General features: G+C 43.5%; 18 protein-coding genes and 1 tRNA gene. 14 read left to right on the top strand and 5 right to left on the bottom strand.

Features of this window, described 5'->3' with window-relative positions:
* Nucleotides 1-57: 57 nt before the first annotated feature.
* On the bottom strand, nucleotides 58-1605 hold the full coding sequence (locus tag JMY02_RS07170) for an alanine/glycine:cation symporter family protein (protein ID WP_201596627.1): 1548 nt from the start codon (nucleotides 1603-1605) through the stop codon (nucleotides 58-60).
* 1088 nt (nucleotides 1606-2693) lie between these two features.
* On the opposite strand from JMY02_RS07170, the gene JMY02_RS07165 reads away from it, so the two are divergent.
* The 4 genes from JMY02_RS07165 (at nucleotide 2694) to JMY02_RS07150 (ending at nucleotide 6472) form a co-directional block, all read left to right on the top strand.
* Complete coding sequence (locus tag JMY02_RS07165; protein WP_201596625.1) at nucleotides 2694-3326, top strand: LemA family protein; 633 nt, start codon at nucleotides 2694-2696, stop codon at nucleotides 3324-3326.
* 154 nt (nucleotides 3327-3480) lie between these two features.
* On the top strand, nucleotides 3481-4674 hold the full coding sequence (locus JMY02_RS07160) for a TPM domain-containing protein (RefSeq protein ID WP_201596623.1): 1194 nt from the start codon (nucleotides 3481-3483) through the stop codon (nucleotides 4672-4674).
* A 50-nt stretch (nucleotides 4675-4724) separates the two neighbouring features.
* Entirely contained in the window at nucleotides 4725-5249 is a 525-nt protein-coding gene (locus tag JMY02_RS07155; protein ID WP_201596621.1) for a TPM domain-containing protein, read from the top strand.
* 224 nt (nucleotides 5250-5473) lie between these two features.
* Nucleotides 5474-6472, top strand: coding sequence for an adenosine deaminase (locus tag JMY02_RS07150; RefSeq protein WP_201596723.1), 999 nt, complete (start codon nucleotides 5474-5476; stop codon nucleotides 6470-6472).
* Between the two features lie 134 nt (nucleotides 6473-6606).
* Here the strand turns inward: JMY02_RS07150 and JMY02_RS07145 are convergent, their stop codons facing one another.
* Complete coding sequence (locus JMY02_RS07145) at nucleotides 6607-7407, bottom strand: SIR2 family NAD-dependent protein deacylase (protein ID WP_201596619.1); 801 nt, start codon at nucleotides 7405-7407, stop codon at nucleotides 6607-6609.
* A 34-nt stretch (nucleotides 7408-7441) separates the two neighbouring features.
* On the opposite strand from JMY02_RS07145, the gene JMY02_RS07140 reads away from it, so the two are divergent.
* The 3 genes from JMY02_RS07140 (at nucleotide 7442) to JMY02_RS07130 (ending at nucleotide 9438) form a co-directional block, all read left to right on the top strand.
* Nucleotides 7442-7810: a hypothetical protein gene (locus tag JMY02_RS07140; RefSeq protein WP_021813335.1), complete on the top strand. Its 369-nt coding sequence runs from the start codon at nucleotides 7442-7444 to the stop codon at nucleotides 7808-7810.
* Nucleotides 7811-8064: 254 nt separating this feature from the next.
* Nucleotides 8065-8517 carry a DoxX family protein gene (locus JMY02_RS07135; protein WP_201596617.1) on the top strand — a complete coding sequence of 151 codons (453 nt, stop codon included), beginning with the start codon at nucleotides 8065-8067 and terminating at the stop codon, nucleotides 8515-8517.
* 102 nt (nucleotides 8518-8619) lie between these two features.
* Nucleotides 8620-9438: a DODA-type extradiol aromatic ring-opening family dioxygenase gene (locus JMY02_RS07130; RefSeq protein ID WP_201596615.1), complete on the top strand. Its 819-nt coding sequence runs from the start codon at nucleotides 8620-8622 to the stop codon at nucleotides 9436-9438.
* Between the two features lie 79 nt (nucleotides 9439-9517).
* Here JMY02_RS07130 and JMY02_RS07125 read toward each other — a convergent pair.
* Nucleotides 9518-9594 (bottom strand) — tRNA-Arg (locus JMY02_RS07125).
* 362 nt (nucleotides 9595-9956) lie between these two features.
* On the opposite strand from JMY02_RS07125, the gene JMY02_RS07120 reads away from it, so the two are divergent.
* The 4 genes from JMY02_RS07120 (at nucleotide 9957) to queF (ending at nucleotide 13724) form a co-directional block, all read left to right on the top strand.
* Nucleotides 9957-10625, top strand: a complete 669-nt coding sequence (locus tag JMY02_RS07120) for a c-type cytochrome (protein ID WP_201596613.1) — start codon at nucleotides 9957-9959, stop codon at nucleotides 10623-10625.
* Nucleotides 10626-10965: 340 nt separating this feature from the next.
* Nucleotides 10966-11928, top strand: a complete 963-nt coding sequence (locus JMY02_RS07115) for an ABC transporter ATP-binding protein (protein ID WP_201596611.1) — start codon at nucleotides 10966-10968, stop codon at nucleotides 11926-11928.
* A gap of 29 nt (nucleotides 11929-11957) precedes the next feature.
* Nucleotides 11958-12731 (top strand): ABC transporter permease, encoded by a 774-nt coding sequence (locus tag JMY02_RS07110; protein ID WP_201596721.1) that lies wholly within the window; start codon nucleotides 11958-11960, stop codon nucleotides 12729-12731.
* A 120-nt stretch (nucleotides 12732-12851) separates the two neighbouring features.
* Entirely contained in the window at nucleotides 12852-13724 is an 873-nt protein-coding gene (gene queF, locus JMY02_RS07105) for an NADPH-dependent 7-cyano-7-deazaguanine reductase QueF (RefSeq protein WP_201596609.1), read from the top strand.
* Between the two features lie 104 nt (nucleotides 13725-13828).
* On the opposite strand, the gene JMY02_RS07100 is transcribed toward queF, so the two are convergent.
* Nucleotides 13829-15547: a proline--tRNA ligase gene (locus JMY02_RS07100; RefSeq protein ID WP_201596607.1), complete on the bottom strand. Its 1719-nt coding sequence runs from the start codon at nucleotides 15545-15547 to the stop codon at nucleotides 13829-13831.
* 575 nt (nucleotides 15548-16122) lie between these two features.
* On the opposite strand from JMY02_RS07100, the gene JMY02_RS07095 reads away from it, so the two are divergent.
* Nucleotides 16123-16866 carry a DUF4230 domain-containing protein gene (locus JMY02_RS07095; protein ID WP_201596605.1) on the top strand — a complete coding sequence of 248 codons (744 nt, stop codon included), beginning with the start codon at nucleotides 16123-16125 and terminating at the stop codon, nucleotides 16864-16866.
* 168 nt (nucleotides 16867-17034) lie between these two features.
* Here the strand turns inward: JMY02_RS07095 and JMY02_RS07090 are convergent, their stop codons facing one another.
* Entirely contained in the window at nucleotides 17035-18648 is a 1614-nt protein-coding gene (locus tag JMY02_RS07090) for a cryptochrome/photolyase family protein (RefSeq protein WP_201596603.1), read from the bottom strand.
* Nucleotides 18649-18837: 189 nt separating this feature from the next.
* Between JMY02_RS07090 and JMY02_RS07085 the strand changes: the two genes are divergently transcribed.
* Together JMY02_RS07085 and trpB are read left to right on the top strand one after the other, a co-directional pair.
* The gene (locus JMY02_RS07085; protein WP_201596601.1) at nucleotides 18838-19521 is read left to right on the top strand and encodes a phosphoribosylanthranilate isomerase; all 684 of its coding nucleotides are present in this window, start codon (nucleotides 18838-18840) and stop codon (nucleotides 19519-19521) included.
* Between the two features lie 84 nt (nucleotides 19522-19605).
* Nucleotides 19606-20880, top strand: coding sequence for a tryptophan synthase subunit beta (gene trpB / locus JMY02_RS07080; RefSeq protein ID WP_227678437.1), 1275 nt, complete (start codon nucleotides 19606-19608; stop codon nucleotides 20878-20880).
* Nucleotides 20881-20935: the final 55 nt, after the last annotated feature.

Below are 20935 nucleotides of genomic sequence, written 5' to 3'. Positions count from 1 at the left end.
AGACGATGGTCTCGGGCTTTTGCTTAAAATGGTAAATATTCACTACACTAGAAAATATTATCTATGTTCTTTACGTAATGGATCTGCGTTCATTCTTTTTTGTTCTGCTAAATGACGCTCTTCCCAATACGGTGCGTTTTTGATACCAAATTTTGCAGGATCAAAACTATAGCGCTCAACACCCGCTTTACGTTGTGCTTCGTAGTCTTTAAGCATGGTAAGAGTTGGACGAGCCACAATAAAGATGACCAAGATACCAACAATGTTGAGCCAAGCCATAAGACCAACACCGATATCACCAATTGCCCAGATGTAACCGGCTGAGTTTAGACCACCATAAGCAACCATCGCCATGATTAAGACTTTTACTAAGAACAAACCTGTCTTATTAGCACCGCGACCAAGAAAACGTGTCAAGTAAGCCACGTTTACTTCAGCGATGTAGTAGTAAGCCAAAATGGTAGTAAAGGCAAAGAAGAATACAGCGATGGCGATAAAGACATTACCAAACGTACCGTATACAGATTCCATTGCCATTTGCGTAAAGGCAGGCGCATTGATTTCAGTAGTAGCAGCGACGTTCTGTACGATGAACTGACCATCTGGTAATGTACCTTGAATGTTGTACATGCCAGTAGACAAAATCATAAAGGCAGTAGCAGAACAAACCAGTAGCGTATCAACATACACTGAGAATGCCTGTACTAGGCCTTGCTGTGATGGATGCTGAACTTCAGCAGCAGCAGCAGCGTGAGGGCCTGTACCTTGACCTGCTTCGTTTGAGTAAATACCACGTTTTACACCCCAACCAACTGCCGCACCAAAACCTGCTTGAGCGGTAAAGGCATCACCAACGATCATACCAAATACGTCTGGGATCAAACTGAAGTTGCTGAACATGATGATTAAGGCTAAAGCAATATAACCAACTGCCATAAACGGAACGGCGAATTCAGTAAAGGTTGCAATACGTTTGATACCACCGAAGATGATGATACCTAGTACGACTAAGATGATAGCTAAGCCGACCAAACGCATAGAGCCGACTTCTAAGCTGCCAATATTCATGACAGTGCCTTCACCCATGACCTGTGCAAACGCATTGATAACACCGTTTGCCTGTACACCTGGTAAGAACATACCACAAGCTAGGATAGATGAGATTGCGAAGAGGATGCCGTACCACTTTTGACCGAGTGCACGCTCAAAATAATACGCAGGGCCACCGCGATATTCACCAGTGACCACATCTTTCTCTTTATAAATCTGTGCCAGTGTAGACTCAACGTAGGCAGTAGATGCGCCTAAGAAGGCCACAACCCACATCCAAAACACAGCACCTGGACCACCGAAGCCGATAGCAGCAGCTACCCCAGCGATGTTACCCATACCCACACGTCCTGCGAGTGAGACGGCAAGTGCCTGAAATGATGAAATACCTTGCTCACTAGACTTACCACTGAAGAGCAGTTTGATCATTTCGCCGAATAGACGTACTTGCACGAAGCGCGTCATAATGGAATAGAACAGGCCCGCACCCAAGCACAGATAGATCAGTGCGGGGCTCCAGATAATTCCGTTTACTAAGTTAACTAAACCTTCCATATGTATATCCCTAGTACTGTCTCAAAGTGGCTCTGTATGCTAGGAGTAAGCTAACTGGTTAACTTACTTATTTAAGTTAAGCAGTTAAATTATCTACATCGACTCATGTATATAAGTTAAGTCTCATACGTGCTTAGCCACTAAGAATGGACTGTAGTTGTCTGTATTTATCCACTTGGCTTATCAGCAATATTGACGATTTAGTGGCAGTCACTATGCCTGTGCTGTCTCAATTACTGCGATATCCTATTATCACGTTATAAATGAGATACACTATAACTAGGCCAATGGATAAAATAGTCGATTATGTAATTAAATACGGATCATGCCAATAGCGTTTAACTTGCTATGAGCAGTACTGAGTGATGACATTATTGGCGTGGTGCTTGATATGTTTCTATAGGAATCGAGGATTCACTAATACTAATCAAACGATAAGTCCACTACCAAATGTATTCAAACCGTACGGCTACGTAACTGCAATTTGCCATATTTCTGTACCAATTACTAGAATTTTCTTTATATATAAAAATTTATATTTGCTTTTGATGAAATGAATACCATCACAAACCACGATAAAGTATCGCATGTACTGACAGTTCTTGAGTCTTAAGCTAAGGCACAAAGGTATGTAGGAATAGTTACAAGTAGCTCTGATAGCAGCTGCTGGTTTATTTAAACACGCTAGATGAGGCATAACTGAAAGTGCGTGCGGTTGCTTCAATAAATTTCACAACGCTCTGTTGGATAAAGGGAAAGTCAGAGAGAGAATAGAGATTAGGTTTTGCGGTTGTGTTTTGGTAACGATGAATTGTAAAAGTACTGTGATAGCGCCATTATTGTCAGGAAACCTCGCGGGTGATAATCTTTAATATAGTTGATACTAAATAAAATGGATACACGAGATTATGATTCGAGACTGGTACAAATTTTTCTGGCTTACTGTGCCTACACCGACAGAGGCTACAAAAAATCTATACCAGTTTTGCTGACTCTCTTTTATGTTGACCTGACTTGATACATTTAAAAAATTATTAAAAAACGTGTTACTGGCTATTTGTTATTTATCATTATTAGGAGAGACAACGATGACGCGTCAATCAATAGCAAAACCTATGTTGCTGGCAGCAGTATTAGCGACTTCTACAGTTGGTCTAAGCGGTTGTGGTTATAACAACCTACAAGCACAAGACGAGCAAGTGACTGCTTCGTGGTCAGAAGTGGTCAACCAATATCAGCGCCGTTCTGATTTGGTACCAAACTTAGTCAAAGTGGTACAGCAATATGCGGAGCAGGAGCAAGAGGTGTTTACTCAAGTGGCTGAAGCTCGTTCACGAGCTGGCGGCATCACAGTGACGCCTGAGGTGCTCAATGACCCAGAAGCGATGGAGCGTTATGCGGCTGCCCAAGAACAAATGACGGGTGCATTATCACGTCTAATGGCAGTGTCTGAGCGTTATCCTGAGCTAAAGTCAGATGCGTTGTTCCAAGACTTGCAAGCACAGCTTGAAGGCACTGAAAACCGTATTGCCGTGGCTCGTAACCGCTATATCCAAGAAGTACAGGGATACAATACAACGGTGCGCCAGTTCCCAACCAACATCACCGCAAAAGTATTTGGGATGGATGCCAAACCGAACTTTAGCGTGGCAAATGAAGAGGCTATCTCAACGGCGCCAAGTGTTGACTTCGGTGACGACAATGCAGCGCCAGCTGAGTAATATTGAATCAGTATAGTTGAACCAGCATAAAAGTAGCGCGCTATATTTGCCGCGTTACTGGTTTGGATTACCTTGCCAAACTTTTTTAAAGGCATTGATGGATGCAAATGCTTATTAATTTAGTATAGATGTCACTTGAGGTGGTATAGATTAGATGAATAATTCAAAAGCAATCTTATCAGCATTATTGGTCACTCTAAGCATGAGTGGTACGTCTGTGCTGCATGCTGCGTCTGAAGATGCGGCGGTGTCTACAGATAACACCTCGAGCATGCAAAATCGTAGCGTTGAGGATTTGGTGGCGATTGCCAAAGCAGGTGAATCCAACGAAGCCATCAATGATACGGTGTTGGGTAACGAGGCCATCAATGGCGCCATATTGGGCAATGATGCCATCAACCCTAATGCGGCTAATGATAAAACCACAACTGAAGCAACAGCTAATACGCAAACACCAGCTCAGCCACCAGTAGCGTCAAGTGCTGAGAGCGTCGATGCTGATAAACTGATATTGAATGAACCTGTCGTTGATCAGGCCAATATATTAAACCCTCAAGAAAAACAACGTTTGGAAGCGCAGCTTAGGAGTATTTATCAGCAAGGCTTAGCCCAAGCTGCTGTCGTTATCGTACCGACGACCAATGGTCAGCCGATATTTGATTACGCCTTGCAAGTGGCCGAAAAATGGCAGCTCGGTGATGACGCGATCGATGACGGTCTGTTGATAGTCGTCGCGGTCAATGATCGTGATATGTATATCTTGACAGGCTATGGATTGGAAGGCGTATTACCAGATGCTGCCGTCAATCGTATCATTCGTGAGGATATCACGCCTTTATTTAAACAAGACAACTATGGCGCTGGGATTTTGGCAGGGGTGAATGCACTACAAGCGCGCCTGACTGCTGATCCTGAGGTTTTAGCTCGTGCGGATGCTCAAGCTGCCGAACGCAGCACTCAGCAAGGATCAGATGAGCTGCCATTGCCTATTTTCTTATTTGTCATGGCGATGATATTCGGTAGCTTTATTACTAGTATATTTGGCCGCGTGTTTGGCTCTATCCTTGCTGCTGGTGGTTTCTTTGCTGGTGCATTGGCATTGGGCGGCGGCTTTTTTATGACATTGATTATGGCCATATTCATCTGGTTGTTTTTGATTTCACGCGGCGGTGGTGGCGGTAAAGGCGGCGGTGGTAAAGGAGGTGGCCGCAGAGGCGGCGGCATGATCTTCCTTCCCGGTATGGGCGGCGGTAGTGGTGGTGGCTTTGGCGGTGGGGGTTTCGGTGGCGGCGGCTTTGGCGGTGGTGGTGGCGGCTTTGGTGGCGGCGGTGCTGGTGGCTCTTGGTAGACTTATTCACTAACTGACCGTCAGCAATGACGTATTTGAGGAAATATACAATGGCAGAAAATAACGCTTCACATTCCAGTTTTGCCCGCTGGTGGCGTCAAGTTTTATTTGTCCCTTTATTACATAGTAAATGGCTGACAACAGAAGCAAGGGCACGTCTGACAGATAAAGTAACGAGTGCTGAACGCGGACATCGGGGAGAGGTGTTTTTGATTATAGAAAACCATCTCCCTATTCAAGAAGCCTATCACGTCGGCTGCCGTGACCGCGCGATTGACTTATTTAGCGAATATCGAGTCTGGGATACCGAAGAAAACACGGGTGTCTTGGTGTATGTCAATATTTGTGAGCATCAGTTAGAAATCGTGGCTGATCGCGGTATCAGCGCTCACGTCAGCCCAACGGTTTGGCGCGCGATGTGCGAAAAAGCCGTATCGGGCATTGCCCATAAAAAAACAGAAGAGAGTTTGGCTGAGCTGTTAGATGAGGTGGGGCAAGTATTGCGGCAGTATTATCATCTTGAAAACAATCCAGAAGGCAATGAATTGTCGGATACGGTGGTGTTTCTGAAGTAGAGGTGCTGTCCATGCGTTTGTACAAACCGCACTACTGATAAGTAAGGCGCACTATGAGGACAGGGCGTAATCGTATTAAATGATTTGCTTTTAGGCTATGGGGTTTTGGCATAAATTCAAATATAATAGCGCTCCTAGAAATAGTGCGTTATTTTATTTATAACAGTTAAGTATACATATCGTCTATGACAGCATCTCTTGATAAAAACCATCGTTGGAACCCTATGATTGATTTGATAAAGAAACTACCGAAAGCTGAGCTACATTTACACATCGAAGGCTCATTAGAGCCAGAATTGATGTTTAGATTGGCCAAAAAGAATCAGGTGGAGATTCCTTATAAAAGCATAGAAGATGTACGCAATGCTTATAATTTTACCAATCTACAAACCTTTTTGGATATTTACTACGCGGGTGCCAATGTCCTTCTTACCAAAGAGGATTTTTATGATTTGACATGGGAATACATTCTTAAATGTGTCGAAGACAATGTCATTCATACGGAGATATTTTTTGATCCACAGACCCACACAGAAAGAGGCGTACCTTTTGAGGCTGTGATAACCGGTATCAAAGAAGCGCTCGCAGATGCCAAAGAAAAGTATGGCATCACCTCTTGCATCATTATGTGTTTTTTGCGTCATCTGTCACAAGCAGAAGCGTTTGAGACGTTAGAAGAAGCGTTAAAGTTTAAAAATGATATTATCGGGGTCGGTCTTGATTCATCAGAATTGGGCAATCCGCCGTCGAAGTTCAAAGAAGTGTTCAAAAAAGCCAAAGATGAAGGTTTTAAATTGGTTGCCCATGCTGGCGAAGAGGCAGATTTTTCTTATATCTACGAAGCATTAGACTTATTGAACATCAATAGAATCGATCATGGTGTGCAGTCTATAAAAAGCCCAGAGCTGATGCAAAGGCTCAAGATAGAGCAAATGCCGCTGACGGTTTGCCCGAACTCCAATATTGAACTCAAGGTTTTTGAAACTTACAAAGAACACAATATTAAAGAGCTTTTGGATTATGGTTTAAACATCAGCGTTAATTCAGACGACCCAGCGTATTTCAAAGGCTATATAAATCAAAATTTTATTAACTTACATGAAAATCTGCCGATAACGGAAGAAGACATCATTACATTGGTAAAAAACTCGTTTAGATCAGCATTTATAGATGATGAGTTAAAAGAGGCTTATTTGGCAAAAGTTGATCTTGCATTGCAATAAGCCCTGATCAGATCGTAGTTTAATAGCTAAGGCTTAATGGTTAATATCAACCGTTAAGCCTTTTTACTGTCTTATAGAAAAACTCCAATGAAATCAGAATTTTATTTGATTTATTGTTCTTCATAAAGCCATGATTATAGATCAGCGATTGCTTGTATAAGCACTGGCATGATCACTCCCGCTTTTGCTGCTAAAGTTATATCAACGATGATATTTGGTGTGGGATCAGGGTTTATTTCAATAATTTTGGCACCATTTTGCTTGGCTAACTGTGCCAGCCCTGCGGCAGGATAAACGAGGCTCGATGTGCCAATACTGATAAATACCTCACAATGAGCAGCTGCCTCTTCTGCCGTTTGCCATGCTTGTAATGGCAACGTCTCCCCAAACCAAACGATATCCGGTCGAATGTACCCAGCGCAATGCTTACAAGTGAGTAATGCTTCATCAAAATTAGTGATATCTTTGCTACTAGATGCGCCTTCTGGTTTGTCTTGGTAGGGCGCCTCACATTGACTACAACGGTTGTGCCACAGATTGCCATGCAGATGAATCACCGTACTGCCAGCTTGCTCATGTAAGTTATCGACATTTTGAGTAATGAGCGTTAACTGCTGGTAGGTTGATTCTGCATGTTGCTGCCACTGCGCTAAGGCATCGTGTGCTGGATTCGGTGTTTTATCCGCGACCAACTTTCTGCGCCACTGATACCACGACCAAACCAGTTTTGGATCACGAGCAAAAGCATCTGGTGTGGCCAAATCTTCCGCCCTATAATTTTGCCATAAGCCTGTTTGTTTATCCCGAAAAGTTGGAATGCCACTTTCTGCTGAAATCCCTGCACCCGTTAAAATACAAATACGCTGTTTCGAGGCCAATAGTTTGGCGGCACCCTGCACTTCTGCTATTAACGCTGGTGATAATTCTGCTAACATGAGCCAACCCTTGTTAATAATGGATATCTTTCTTATGATAGACGGAATTTGGTGGCTTGTCATACTGTTCGTGGTTATTGCAGCCTTATGGCTATTAGCAAAATCGCGCGGCGTAAAAACGGATGAGATATCTCAGAATGTGTCATCAAAAAACACAAAAGCCCCTGTTCATGATGGCTTGCAAAAAACTTCAGCGTTGCTAAAACAGTATTTTCCAAATTATAGAGTCACACGTAAACCCAATCATTTACTGCTCAGTCAGCAAGACAAAAAAATTGCGATGATTACCATAGATAAAAAGCTTGCGATAGGCCAGCGTCGTTTGGGAAATGTGCCTGTAATTAATTATCACCGTGTACCCAGTCGCGCACAATTAATGGCCAATTTGCAAGATATGGAGTAGGGTTAAGGCATAACGTCCTATTCCGATTTGTCCCAGTCTCGCCCTATAATAGTATATATCTATTTTATTCAGTATCGACCACAGTCTATCCTGCGACTCAATACTATCCTCAATCATTATTATCAATGATATGTTGTTAATTATTCAATATAAACTGTCTTACTCTTTCTTAACGTTGATAGTAAAGTAGGTTTATGCCCGATGGCTAACCCTTAACCCTTGTACTTGAATCCAACGTTACGGAGTAATCAAAAATGAACACCTCATTATTAAATAAAATTCTAGAATCAAAAGCAGGCTATGCAGCCTTAATCCTCCGTGTGCCAGTAGGTCTGATTTTAATGGCTCATGGTGCTCAGAAGCTGTTTGGTTGGTTTGACGGTGGTGGCTTAGCAGGCACTGCTGGTTGGTTAAGCAGTATTGGTATGGAACCTGGTTATTTGATGGCTATATTAGCAGGCAGCGCAGAGTTCTTTGGTGGCATCGCTTTAGTATTGGGTGTGCTGACTCGTCCTGCCGCACTGGTGGCCGCTTTTACGATGTTGGTTGCTATTTTTTCTGTTCATATCAGTAACGGACTATTCGCTGACAATGGTGGCTATGAATATGCATTGACTTTGATGGTGGCTTTGGTTTCTTTAACGATACAAGGTGGCGGTTACTTGAGTATAGATAAAGCGTTATCAGAAAAATCAAACCACATTTAACAAAGGCGGCAAGCGATCAGTAGATTGTCTTTTGATACCAAATAGCGACGTCTATCGTCATCCTATCTGTTGCTCTTATTATAAATAATGAGGTAAAAGCCCATGAATTCTGAATCAATTTCAATCACGCAGCCCGTATTCTTTGTACCTCATGGCGCCGGACCTTGCTTTTTTATGGATTGGCAGCCTACTGACACTTGGGAAAAAATGGCAGAGTTTTTACAAAGCATTTCTAGTCGTTTACCACAGCAACCCAAGGCTATTATGATAATCAGCGCGCATTGGCAAACACCTGTGTTTAGTATCACTGCTGCCAAGCAACCAGAGCTGATTTATGATTATTCTAGATTTCCTAAGCATACTTACGAACTGACTTATCCAGCACTAGGCGCACCAGTATTGGCCGAGCAAATCAGTGAGTTGCTGACGAATGCAGGTTTAGACAATGAGCAAGATGCGATAAGAGGTTTTGATCATGGGGTATTCATTCCGCTAAAAATGATGTTTCCTAATGCGGATATTCCGGTAGTACAGTTGTCATTACGTCGAGATCTCGACCCTAAAGCGCATCTAATGGCAGGCAAAACACTGGCATCTTTGCGTGAAGAAGGCGTGTTGATCATTGGTAGCGGCATGAGTTTTCACAATATGCGCGGCTATGGCGATGCAAACTTTACCGTCCCCTCAGAGAAGTTTGATGAGTGGTTAACCGAAGCGGTCGAAGCTGATCCAAGTGAGCGATTTACGGCGCTCTCTGATTGGTCACAAGCGCCCCATGCTTTGGATGCGCACCCACTAGGCGCAGAAGAGCATTTACTGCCTGTAATGGTTGCAGTAGGGGCCGCAGGAAATGATCAAGGTAAGAGAGTTTATTCTCAGCACGTACTCAAAACGCAATTATCCGCTTTTCAATTTGGTTAATTGGTTAGAAACAGGCATAAGAACTGTAGAAGGCGTTAGAGATATTAGGTAGTACTAGGAAAGAGTAAATGCGGATTATTGGTGCGCTCGGCGGGAATCGAACCCACGACCCTCGGCTTCGGAGACCGATACTCTATCCAACTGAGCTACGAGCGCGTTATGACAATTGATTGCATACCTTATTAATCAATACCGTGCTTAAACGAGCGTTGTAAGCAGTATGAGTATCGAAAAATAAAGACCGCTTAGTCTAACAAATAAAAGTCATAAAGCCAATGGATGAAGGCTGTGATTGATGTTTTTTAAGAAAAAACAGGATAGTCATTAATCAGGCATGGCAATTTACCTGCCTTTTCCCTTATAATGTCAGGGAGAATTCATATTTATAATCACCGATTACAAGTGTGCTGGCACGCGGGATGGCTGTTTGCTATTGATGATGAGAGGTCATCAAAGGAGGACAGACAGAATGTCTGAGCCGTGCAAGCCTTTGTATACGTAATAAGAGAACGTGACGAATGAGAAAAGTAGTTATGTTATCGGCAGCTGCCATTCTAGGAATCGCTAGTATCGCGGTGAGCCAAGCTGAAGATGTCGCAGTGACTCCTGTAACCGTTACTGATGTCGCAGAAGCGCAGGAAGTGGTAGAAAATGTTCCTCAAAAAGTGGGTGATGAGACCAAAGCTGCTGCAGATACCACAGGCAATGCGCCAGCTGATGCTGATGCCACCGCACCAGTAGATGGGGCTGCGTCTGCAGAAACTGCCGCTGCAGCGCCTGCTGCTGAAGAAGAGCCAATTCCGCAAGACACACCACAAGTGCAAAAGCTGATCGCTCTATATCCTAACTTGATTGCTCGCATTCAGCCTGTTGCTAAAGTGTGCTTTGAAGAGGATGAGGTTTGTGATGTAACGGCACGCGCAGCTGGTCCAGCAGCTGGTGACGGTCCTCGTGAGGGTAAAGCCGTGTACAATGCTGTGTGCCAGACTTGTCATGCCGCAGGGTTACTTGGTTCACCAATATTGGGTGACGCTGGTGCATGGGGACCACGTATAGCAAAAGGTAAAGAGACCTTATATACACATGCTATCAATGGTTTCAATGCCATGCCTGCAAAGGGTGGTGCTGATATTCCTGATGAAGAAGTCCAAAATGCAGTAGATTATATGGTTGATGAAGCCAGCTAGTTTTTATCAAGTGTTTTGCTAAGATTTTTACGATACATATATCTGTAAAGCGCCTATTTCATGTAATGAGATAGGCGCTTTTTTAATCATCAGTATTATCAATATAGTGCTTCTAAAACATCGCAGTTGAAATTCACCAGTCATAGCCTCATTTCATCAGATTATATCGTCTCTTCTATATACTTATTTTCTAACAACGTTCTTATAACCTTTTCAAAAATTTGAGTAGCAAGGAAAACGAGTGCAAGGACTATATTTATAGACTGAGCAAGTTTGCCATAGCGAAGCAGGTTTTTTGGAATTGGTATTATGTAAATTCATCACAAATAAAGAGGTATTCATGTCTGAAGTACCAGCCCTTACTATCCAAAATTTATCCAAAACCTATGACAACGGGTTTTCGGCACTAAAAGATGTCAGCTTAACCGTCCCGCAAGGCGGGTTTTTTGCGTTACTTGGTCCCAATGGTGCCGGTAAATCTACGATGATTGGCATCATCAGTTCACTATTCAAACCTACCACAGGCAGCGTGCATATTTTTGGCACAGACTTGCTAGAGAATCCTTCGATTGCCAAACAATACCTTGGGGTTGTACCACAAGAGTTTAATTTTAATATGTTTGAAAAAGTCGAAGATATCTTGATTACTCAAGCGGGCTATTTTGGTATTCCTGCCAAAGAAGCACGACCACGAGCAAAGAGATTATTAACAGCGCTTGGTCTGTGGGATAAGCGCGATAGTAAGTCGCGTGAGTTATCCGGTGGTATGAAACGCCGTTTGATGATTGCGCGTGCGTTGATTCATAAACCAAAGTTGTTGATTTTGGATGAGCCAACAGCTGGGGTCGATATCGAGCTGCGCCGCTCTATGTGGGAGTTTATGCAGCAAATTAATATTGAAGAAAACACCACGATTATTTTGACCACTCATTATCTTGAGGAAGCCGAGCAGCTGTGTAAACGCATTGCGATTTTGGATCATGGTGAGATTCGTATCAATACAGAAATGAAAGACTTGCTGGCACAGCTATCGGTTGAGACGTTTGTTTTCGATCTAGATACACCGCTCATGCGTCAGTTAGCTTTGACAGGTGTGACAGACGTTTTTCAGCCAGATAACCAGACACTTGAAGTTACGCTGACTGAAGGTGAATCGTTAAATGATGTCTTCAATCAGCTGTCTGAGCAAGGCATTACCGTGGCTAGTATGCGTAATAAGGCCAATCGATTAGAAGAGTTGTTTATGCGTTTAGTAGATAAAAATATTCAAAGTACAGACAGCATGAAGGAGGCGGGGTTATGAGTCAGGAAATGATCGATCATAATAAAACCATGTCATGGAATAAGAAGTGGATCGCGTTTCGCACCATTTGGTTTAAAGAGATTCGCCGGATTTTGCGTATTTGGCCACAGACATTGCTTCCACCAGTCATCACCATGAGCCTCTATTTCGTTATTTTCGGTAAGATGATTGGCTCGCGTGTGGGTGAGATGGGCGGAGTGCCGTACATGCAATTTATCGTACCTGGTTTGATTATGATGTCGATCATCACTAACAGTTACTCCAATGTGGTCTCAAGCTTTTTTAGTGCCAAATTTACATCCAGTATCGAGGAGCTTTTGGTCTCACCTGTCTCCAAGCATGCTATTTTGATGGGATACATCAGTGGTGGTATCTTTCGCGGCTTGGCCATTGGTATTATTGTCTCGATAGTAGCGTTATTTTTTACTGATTTGGGTATTGAGCATTTATTTGTGACAATATTTACGGTACTTGGTACATCTATCTTATTTTCACTTGGCGGCTTTATTAATGCAGTGTTTGCCCGCTCATTTGATGATATCTCTATCGTTCCAAGCTTTGTGCTAACACCGTTGACCTATCTTGGTGGTGTGTTTTATTCGCTAGAAAACTTATCGCCATTATGGCAAAACATATCGCTTTTGAATCCTATTGTTTATATGGTCAACGCCTTTCGTTACGGTATTCTTGGCTACTCCGACGTAAATGTTTGGTATTCAATGGTAGCTATTTTTGCATTCTGCGTGGTATTTTATGTCATTTCTTATCGCTTGCTGAGCAATGGCTCACGCGTGCGTTTATAATATGTTTTGTCCAACAGATAGCATAAATAAAGAAAAAACGCCTCAATGTATTTTTGATAACACAAACTCATTGAGAGCAGAGCAGCACAATTTTTTAACGGTTTAATATTAGGAAAGTAAATGAGTATTCACGGTATCTTAGGCGAACAAACCACCGATTATCCCACCAAGTATAATGCAGAAACGCTATATCCTATCGCGCGCAGCATGGGACGTGATGTTATTGGTTGGCACGCAGATAAATTAGCGGTTGGCATGGATTGGTGGCAAGCTTTTGAGATGTCTTGGCTCAACACTCAAGGACTCTCTCAAGTCGCCATTGCGCGCTTTAGTATTCCGGCCAGCTCACCATTTATCGTCGAATCAAAGTCGCTTAAACTATATCTAAACAGTGTTAATTTTACTGAATTTGCCAGTTGGGAAGACGTAGAGACGTTGATTGCCAAAGATTTATCAGCGTGTGTGCAAGCTGATGTGACGGTTGAATTATTTGGGTTAAAAGATAATTTATCAGACCTACTGATTGCTCAACCTGAGGGCGTTTGTATTGATAGTGCGCTGGCAGATAACACGGAAAAAGTTGCATTAACTGAGCATCCTGATGCTTCACTACTAAGCGATGACGAAACAGAAGCGCGCAGTGAGAGTGTGGTAAATGACGGCAATCAGCCTTATGCTTTTTACTCTAATCTGCTACGTAGTAATTGTCCGGTGACCAATCAGCCAGATTGGGGCACATTGGCGGTGTCGATAACGAGTGAAAAACCAGTCAATGAAGCAAACATGCTACGTTATATATTGAGTTTCCGTCAGCACAATGGTTTTCATGAGCAATGTGTTGAGCAGATATTTGCGGATTTGAGTCAATACTATCAGCCAAGTGAGTTAATGGTACGTGCTTGGTACACGCGCCGTGGCGGCATCGATATCAATCCTTGCCGTGTCAGTGATATTGATTTACTGCCTAAGCCTAGCCGTCTCATTCGGCAGTAAGATGTTCATTAATATTATTGAGCAGACAACCTTATAACAATAAAAAAGCGCCTACCTTATTAGATGAGATAGGCGCTTTTTTTGGACAGTCTTTACTGATAAAACTACTTACCGCTTACTTTTGCCAAAATCTCTTCACGGCTGAGCATTTGTTTCTCTGCTTCGCGGCGATTGACGTATTCGTATTTGTCTTCGGCAAGATTGCGATCAGAGACAACGATACGATGTGGAATACCGATCAATTCTAAATCCGCAAATTTAACGCCTGGACGCTCGTTACGATCATCGAGTAGCACATTGATGCCTTGAGACTTTAGCTCTTCGTACAGTGCCGTCGCCGTTTGCATGACGGTCTCTTCTTTTGACTTCATCGGTATGATGGCCACTTCAAAAGGCGCTAGTGAGTCAGTGACTGCAGGCGTATTTGGCCACATGATACCGTTTTCATCGTTGTTCTGCTCGATGGCCGCTGCGATAATACGGCTAACACCGATACCATAACAACCCATCATGAGAGTGACGGGTTTGCCATCTTCACCAGATACCGTGCAGTTCATCGCTTGTGAATACTTGTCACCCAACTGAAAAATATGGCCGACTTCGATACCGCGTTTGATTTTTAGGCTGCCTTTTCCATCAGGAGATGGATCACCTTCTTGCACATTACGGACATCAACGATGCGAGTGATACGGGCATCGCGCTCCCAGTTCAAACCAATGGTGTGTTTGTTCACTTCATTGGCACCAGCCACAAAATCTGACAAGGCGGCTGCCGAACGATCAACGAATACAGGCATATCTAAGTCAACACCGATATAGCCTTTATATAAACCAGCAGCCTTTAATTCTTCATCAGATGCCAAGGTCAATGGCACGTTGGCTTCTTCGATTTTCTCAGCTTTGATGGTGTTAAGCTGGTGATCACCGCGTAAGACGATAGCAATCAGTTGTGGCTCATTGTCTTCTGTGTGACCATGTACAATCAAGGTTTTGACCGTTTGTTCTAAAGGAATGTCTAAATGCTCAGCGACCATCTTACAGGTGGGCATGTTCTCTGTTAAGACGTCTTCGCGTTCTCGGCTAGGCGCTTGACGTTCAGCAGTGCTTACCGATTCGGCCAGCTCAACGTTGGCAGCATAGTCAGATGAGTCTGAGAAGGCAATGTCATCCTCACCGCTATCTGCCAACACATGAAACTCATGGGACGCAAAGCCACCAATAGAACCTGTATCCGCTTGTACTGCACGGAAATCCAGACCCAAGCGGGTAAAGATGCGAGTATAAGCTTCATACATATCGTGATAGGTTTTGGCCAATGACGTTTGATCAACATGAAATGAATAGGCATCTTTCATCGTAAATTCACGAGCGCGCATCACACCAAAACGTGGACGAATCTCATCACGGAACTTGCCTTGAATTTGGAAAAAAGTGATGGGTAGCTGTTTATAACTACGAAGTTCGCCTTGGGCTAGATTAGTGATGACTTCCTCATGAGTGGGGCCCAGCACAAAATCACGATCATGACGGTCTTTAAAGCGCAACAGCTCAGGGCCATAATCGTCAAAACGTCCCGTCGTCTGCCAAAGCTCTGCAGGTTGTGTCATCGGCATAAGTACTTCTTGTGCACCCACATTTTGCATCTCTTCACGAACAATGCGTTCGACCTTTTGTAAAACGCGCAGCCCCATAGGCAACCAGATATATAATCCAGAAGCAATCTTACGAATAAGACCGGCACGCACCATCAATTGGCTTGAAGCGATATCGGCATCATTTGGGGTTTCTTTTAGGGTAGCAAATAAAAATTGACTGGCTTTCATAAATAAAGCGTAACCTTATCAACGATAAAAAATAAGAAGAAGTAGTAGGATGTTGAGCGTATGGCTAATCGTTTCATTGCCGCCGCAAGCTTACCTTTATCACTTAGCAATAATCTAGGATACGTCCTAGTGACTCATATACTTGTAAATGAGCACATAAGTAAAACTCTTTTAACCATAGAGGGATAAACTATGATTGATCTAATGATATATCGAGCGCTTAAATGGATTATTTTCAAGTCAAATGCCTGAAAACCAAATCTATATCGACGTTTTATCAATGCAATCTGACTATGTTAGGTAAAGTTTGGCTAAGACGCAATGACTTTTTGTTGTTTCAGCCCGAACGTTACTGAAAGTGTCAGATTAAAACTCTATGACTGGATTATTTAATCGTTTTGAGTATATTTATAGTGAATAAATAGAGTATGGTTTAGAAATGCGGCTATCAGAAATTGTGTAGCATATTGGTAGTCATTACTTGAAGTCGCTGCCTAAAAGCGGCATTTATATATGAAACAGTTGTTTGGCATATACTTTATAAAAATAAACGTTAAAATTTTGAGGTGGCTCATATGAACAATCCTGATGATCGCTCTTCTGTTGAGCACAAGGTGACGAATCCACAAGTGAAAAAACCGATTGCCATGATGTCATGGATTGTATTACTGATTGGTCTAGCCGCGCTCGTATTTGCTATTTATAGTCTGCAAAATATAACAGAAGAAAAACCCATAGAGACCATTACTCGCGAGGGTGTCATCACTCAGATCCAACAGCTCAATCGTCTGCAAACGGTCGCATTCAGCGTAGATACAGTCATCACTAGCGAGCGCCCTGGCAGTTGGATGAAGCTATGGCAGGATGAGCAGAAGGCATTGTTTATTGCGCGTGGTCGTGTAGAAGCAGGCATTGATTTGAGTGCCTTGACGCCTGAAATGGTACAAGTAATACCGCCTACAGCACCGCTCAATGCTGACCAAGAAGAGGCTTCAGCTGCTCTCATGCCACAAATCAACATTACCTTGCCACCATCAGAGATATTCTCCGTATATCTAGATGATATCGAGATTTATGACTGGCAGACTGGTGCTTTTGGTATGATGCAAGTCGATCCCAAGATATTGGCGCAGGCACAGACTATGGCCAAAAAAGAGGTCCTTGAACGCGCATGCCGTGGTGATGTCATGAACATGGCACTAAAAAATGCTCAAACGCAATTGCAGCAATTATTTGCCTTGACAGGTGCAGTTGTGACGGTTACGACTCAGGGTACAGGCGCGTGTCAGTTGCCAATAGCCACATCAAATGCTAGCTAACCTCATAGCGAATGTTGAAGTTAGGTCAATATAAAAGAGAGTCAGCAAGACTGGTACAAATTATAGTTTCGTATATCCATGTTATTTAGGGCGTGTTTGATGATTCAAACACGCCCTAGTATCGACTGTATTATTTTTGAGCTGACCTGTTATTTTTGAGTCCAGCCGTTATTTTTTAAATTCTGCAATGGCGAGCTGGCGTGCTGTTTTATGCTCGACCATTGGTACAGGGTAGTCGAGGTTGGCAAATTTACCCCCTTTACTGAGCGCTTTACGGAGCTTTTCTTCTGAATGCAAAATACTGGTAGGAATGTCTTTTAATTCAGGAAGCCAAGTCTTAATAAACTCACCCTTAGCATCATGAGTACTGGCTTGGCTAAAAGGATTCATAATACGAAAGTAGGGTGCAGAATCTGTACCTGTTGAGGCGCTCCATTGCCAGCCGCCATTATTAGAGGCAAAGTCACCATCGATGAGCTGCTGCATAAAATAGCGTTCGCCCAAGCGCCAATCAATCAGTAAGTCTTTGGTCAAAAACATGGCAGTAACCATCCGCAGGCGATTGTGCATAAAGCCAGTTGCATTGAGGTTTCGCATGGCGGCATCGACTAATGGCACACCTGTTTTGCCCCTGCACCACGCTGCAAAATCATCAGTGTTGTATGACCAGCTGATATTTTTATCTGTCTCATTTTTATAGGCTTGATGACGGATCAGCTCTGGCTTTTCTACCAATACATGACGATAAAAATCTCGCCACGCCAGCTCACTTATCCAGCGATTGATATCTTCATTATCACTATCATTACCATGCAATTTTTCTTGTGCTTTATTGGCTTGTAGGTAGCAAAGTCTGGGGCTGATTGACCCAATCGTGAGGTAAGCAGATAACTGACTGGTCGCCTGTAGGCTCGGTACATCGCGACTCACATCATAGTTATCGATATCTTCTGCAATAAAGTCCTCTAACCGCTGACAAGCATCCGTTTCCCCAGCAGGATAGGCTTCACGTGCTTGCGTCATCTGAGCCTCTATATCGATATGCTGTAGCGATTCAGTGTCTTGCCGTATTTTTTGGTAGTCGTTGGTGGTCTTTGTGCCGAGCGTCTTTATCTCGTCAATGGTGCTTGCACTGTCTTTTGGCAATGTTACCTGAATGCTTTCGTGTTGGTTTACGCTTGGTGCTTCATGAATCTGCAAGGTGCTGACATCTAGGGTATGTCGCCATTTTTTATAAAACGGCGTAAACACTTGGTACATGCTGTCGTCATTGGTGGTAATGCTTTGCGGTGGCAAGATACATTGATCATGGAAACGGATAAATTCGATGTCATTTTCTGCAAATCGTTCCATTAATTGTTCATCACGCGCAATTTCATTGCCTTCGTATTCATGATTTGCCATGATACAGGTGATATCATTGGTCGTGCAAAAATCACTTAGCGTCTCAATGCAGTCAGAAAAGTGTTTTGATCCCTGTACGATGAGCTTGATATTGAGTTGTGTTTGCAAATTTTGTGCGAGTAGAGGTAAGGTGCGAGTGATATGATTTACCTGTGCAAGCGACATATCGTGCGCTTGCCATTGCTCAGGCGTCAGAAAAAACACCGCGCTGACTTGAGCGTTGTCTGCGTTTGCTCGTTCACAAAGCGCCGCTAAGGCAGTATTATCATGAACGCGTAGATCACGACGAAACCACATTAAATAATGCAACGGACTGCCGTTAGTACTTGTATCGTTATGGTCGGTGTTTTTAGCGGTTGCCGACGCAGTGTTAGACATTCAAATATCCTTATCTCAATCATAAACAAAATTAAGAATAAAAGTATGCTAGGATAAGTTTTTGGATGCAATTGATTTGCTGTTTTTTTAACAAATTATCATCATAGTTAATCGTTGGCAGTGACGACTGGCCTTTATCGCTAGCTGGTTCATCATTGTTATACTGAGTGTCATATCTAAGGTCATATCATGCACGTTAAGTTTTGCGGTTTTACCCAGCTTAGTGATGTCCAGACTGCTGTGCAATTGGGTGCAGATGCCGTCGGTTTGGTGTTTTATCCACCAAGTCCGCGCGCTGTGACGATAGCTCAGGCACAAGTATTGACGGCCGCTGTACCGGCTTTTGTCAGCGTGGTGGCATTGGTGGTGAATATGTCTCAGGATGAAATGATTGAGCTAGCAAATAATGTACCTTTTGATATCATTCAGTTTCATGGCGATGAAACACCAGAGCAGTGTCAACAGCTGGCAAGTAGCGTCAATAAGCGCTGGATTAAAGCGCTGCGTATTAATGCTGAGCAAGACACTATTGCTGGCGTGAATGCCCAGATTGACCAGTTTGCCGCAGCAGGGGCGAGTAGCATTTTACTTGACGCGTATCATCAGCATAAATATGGTGGTACGGGCGCACGCTTTGATTGGAATTTAATACCACAAGACAGCGCGCTGCCCATTGTCTTAGCGGGTGGATTGAATGCCGAAAATGTCGCTGCGACTGTAGAGCTGCCTATTTATGCGGTCGATGTCAGTGGTGGTATTGAGCAGGATAAAGGCAAAAAAGACGCCGCCAAGATGCGCGCCTTTATGAAAGCAGTAAAGCGTGACCGATGGCAAAACGAGACGCTTAGCGAACCTTCGAACTTGAGTAGCTAGCTCTACCAGTCAAACCGTTAACTACTCAAACTATTTTTCCCCTATTTATTCCAAAAAATACCACTTATTACAGTAGGAATTATCATGAGTCATGTCGCTAACAAAGATTTATCTGCTACCGCACAATCCATCAATACGTTTAACAATCCCGAAAACGTTTCCGACTTTAACCAGTATCCCGATGCCCGCGGACATTTTGGGGTACATGGGGGTCGTTTTGTTTCTGAGACTTTGATGGCAGCGCTTGAGGAGTTAGAGGCGCTATATACCAAAGTAAAAGCCGATCCTGCGTTTTGGGAAGAGTATCACAATGATTTGGTCAACTATGTCGGTCGTCCAACACCGCTTTATCATGCCAAGCGTTTGAGTGATGAGATTGGCGGGGCGCAAATCTATTTTAAACGTGAAGACCTCAACCATACTGGTGCTCACAAGGTAAATAACACCATTGGACAAGCATTGCTGGCCAAAATGTGTGGCAAAAAACGTATCATCGCTGAGACGGGTGCAGGACAGCATGGCGTGGCAACAGCGACGATTGCGGCACGCCTAGGGCTAGAGTGTATCGTCTACATGGGTGCCGACGATGTCGAGCGTCAAAAGATGAACGTCTATCGTATGCGCTTACTTGGTGCGACTGTAGTGCCAGTGACTTCTGGCTCGCGCACCCTGAAAGACGCGATGAACGAAGCGATGCGCGATTGGGTCACCAATGTAGACAGCACTTATTACATCATCGGTACGGTTGCAGGGCCACATCCTTATCCACTATTGGTACGTGATTTTCAAGCAATTATCGGTAAAGAAACGCGTATCCAGCATTTAGAAAGAACGGGTAAATTACCAGACGCCCTAGTCGCCTGTGTTGGTGGTGGCTCAAACGCCATTGGCTTATTCTTTGACTTTTTAAATGATACTGACGTAAAAATGTACGGCGTTGAAGCGACTGGCGATGGTATCGAAACGGGTCGCCATTCAGCACCGTTAGCTGCCGGTCGTATCGGCGTGCTGCATGGTAACCGTACGTATCTGATGGCAGATGATGACGGTCAAATTCAAGAAACCCATTCTATCTCAGCGGGCCTTGATTATCCGGGTGTTGGCCCTGAGCACAGCTTCTTAAAAGACATGAAGCGCGTTGAATATGTCGGCTGTACTGATAAGGAAGCGCTAGAAGGCTTCCACGAGGCTACTCGTAAAGAGGGCATCATCCCAGCGCTGGAAACGGCTCATGCGGTCGCTTATGCATTGAAGCTTGCCAAGACCATGACGCCAGATCAAACCATTGTCGTCAATATGTCGGGTCGCGGTGATAAGGATCTGCATTCAGTGATGAAGGCAGAAGGGATTGAGATGTAGTAACGGTTATTTTTGTAAATAACTATCTTCTCCCTGATAAGAAAAATTGCTTAGC

Origin of the sequence: Psychrobacter vallis (assembly GCF_904846715.1) — a bacterium.
In the GTDB taxonomy this organism is placed as follows: Bacteria; Pseudomonadota; Gammaproteobacteria; order Pseudomonadales; family Moraxellaceae; genus Psychrobacter; species Psychrobacter vallis.
The sequence above is the reverse complement of the archived record's forward strand: the minus strand, read 5'-3'. Positions and strand labels throughout refer to the sequence as shown.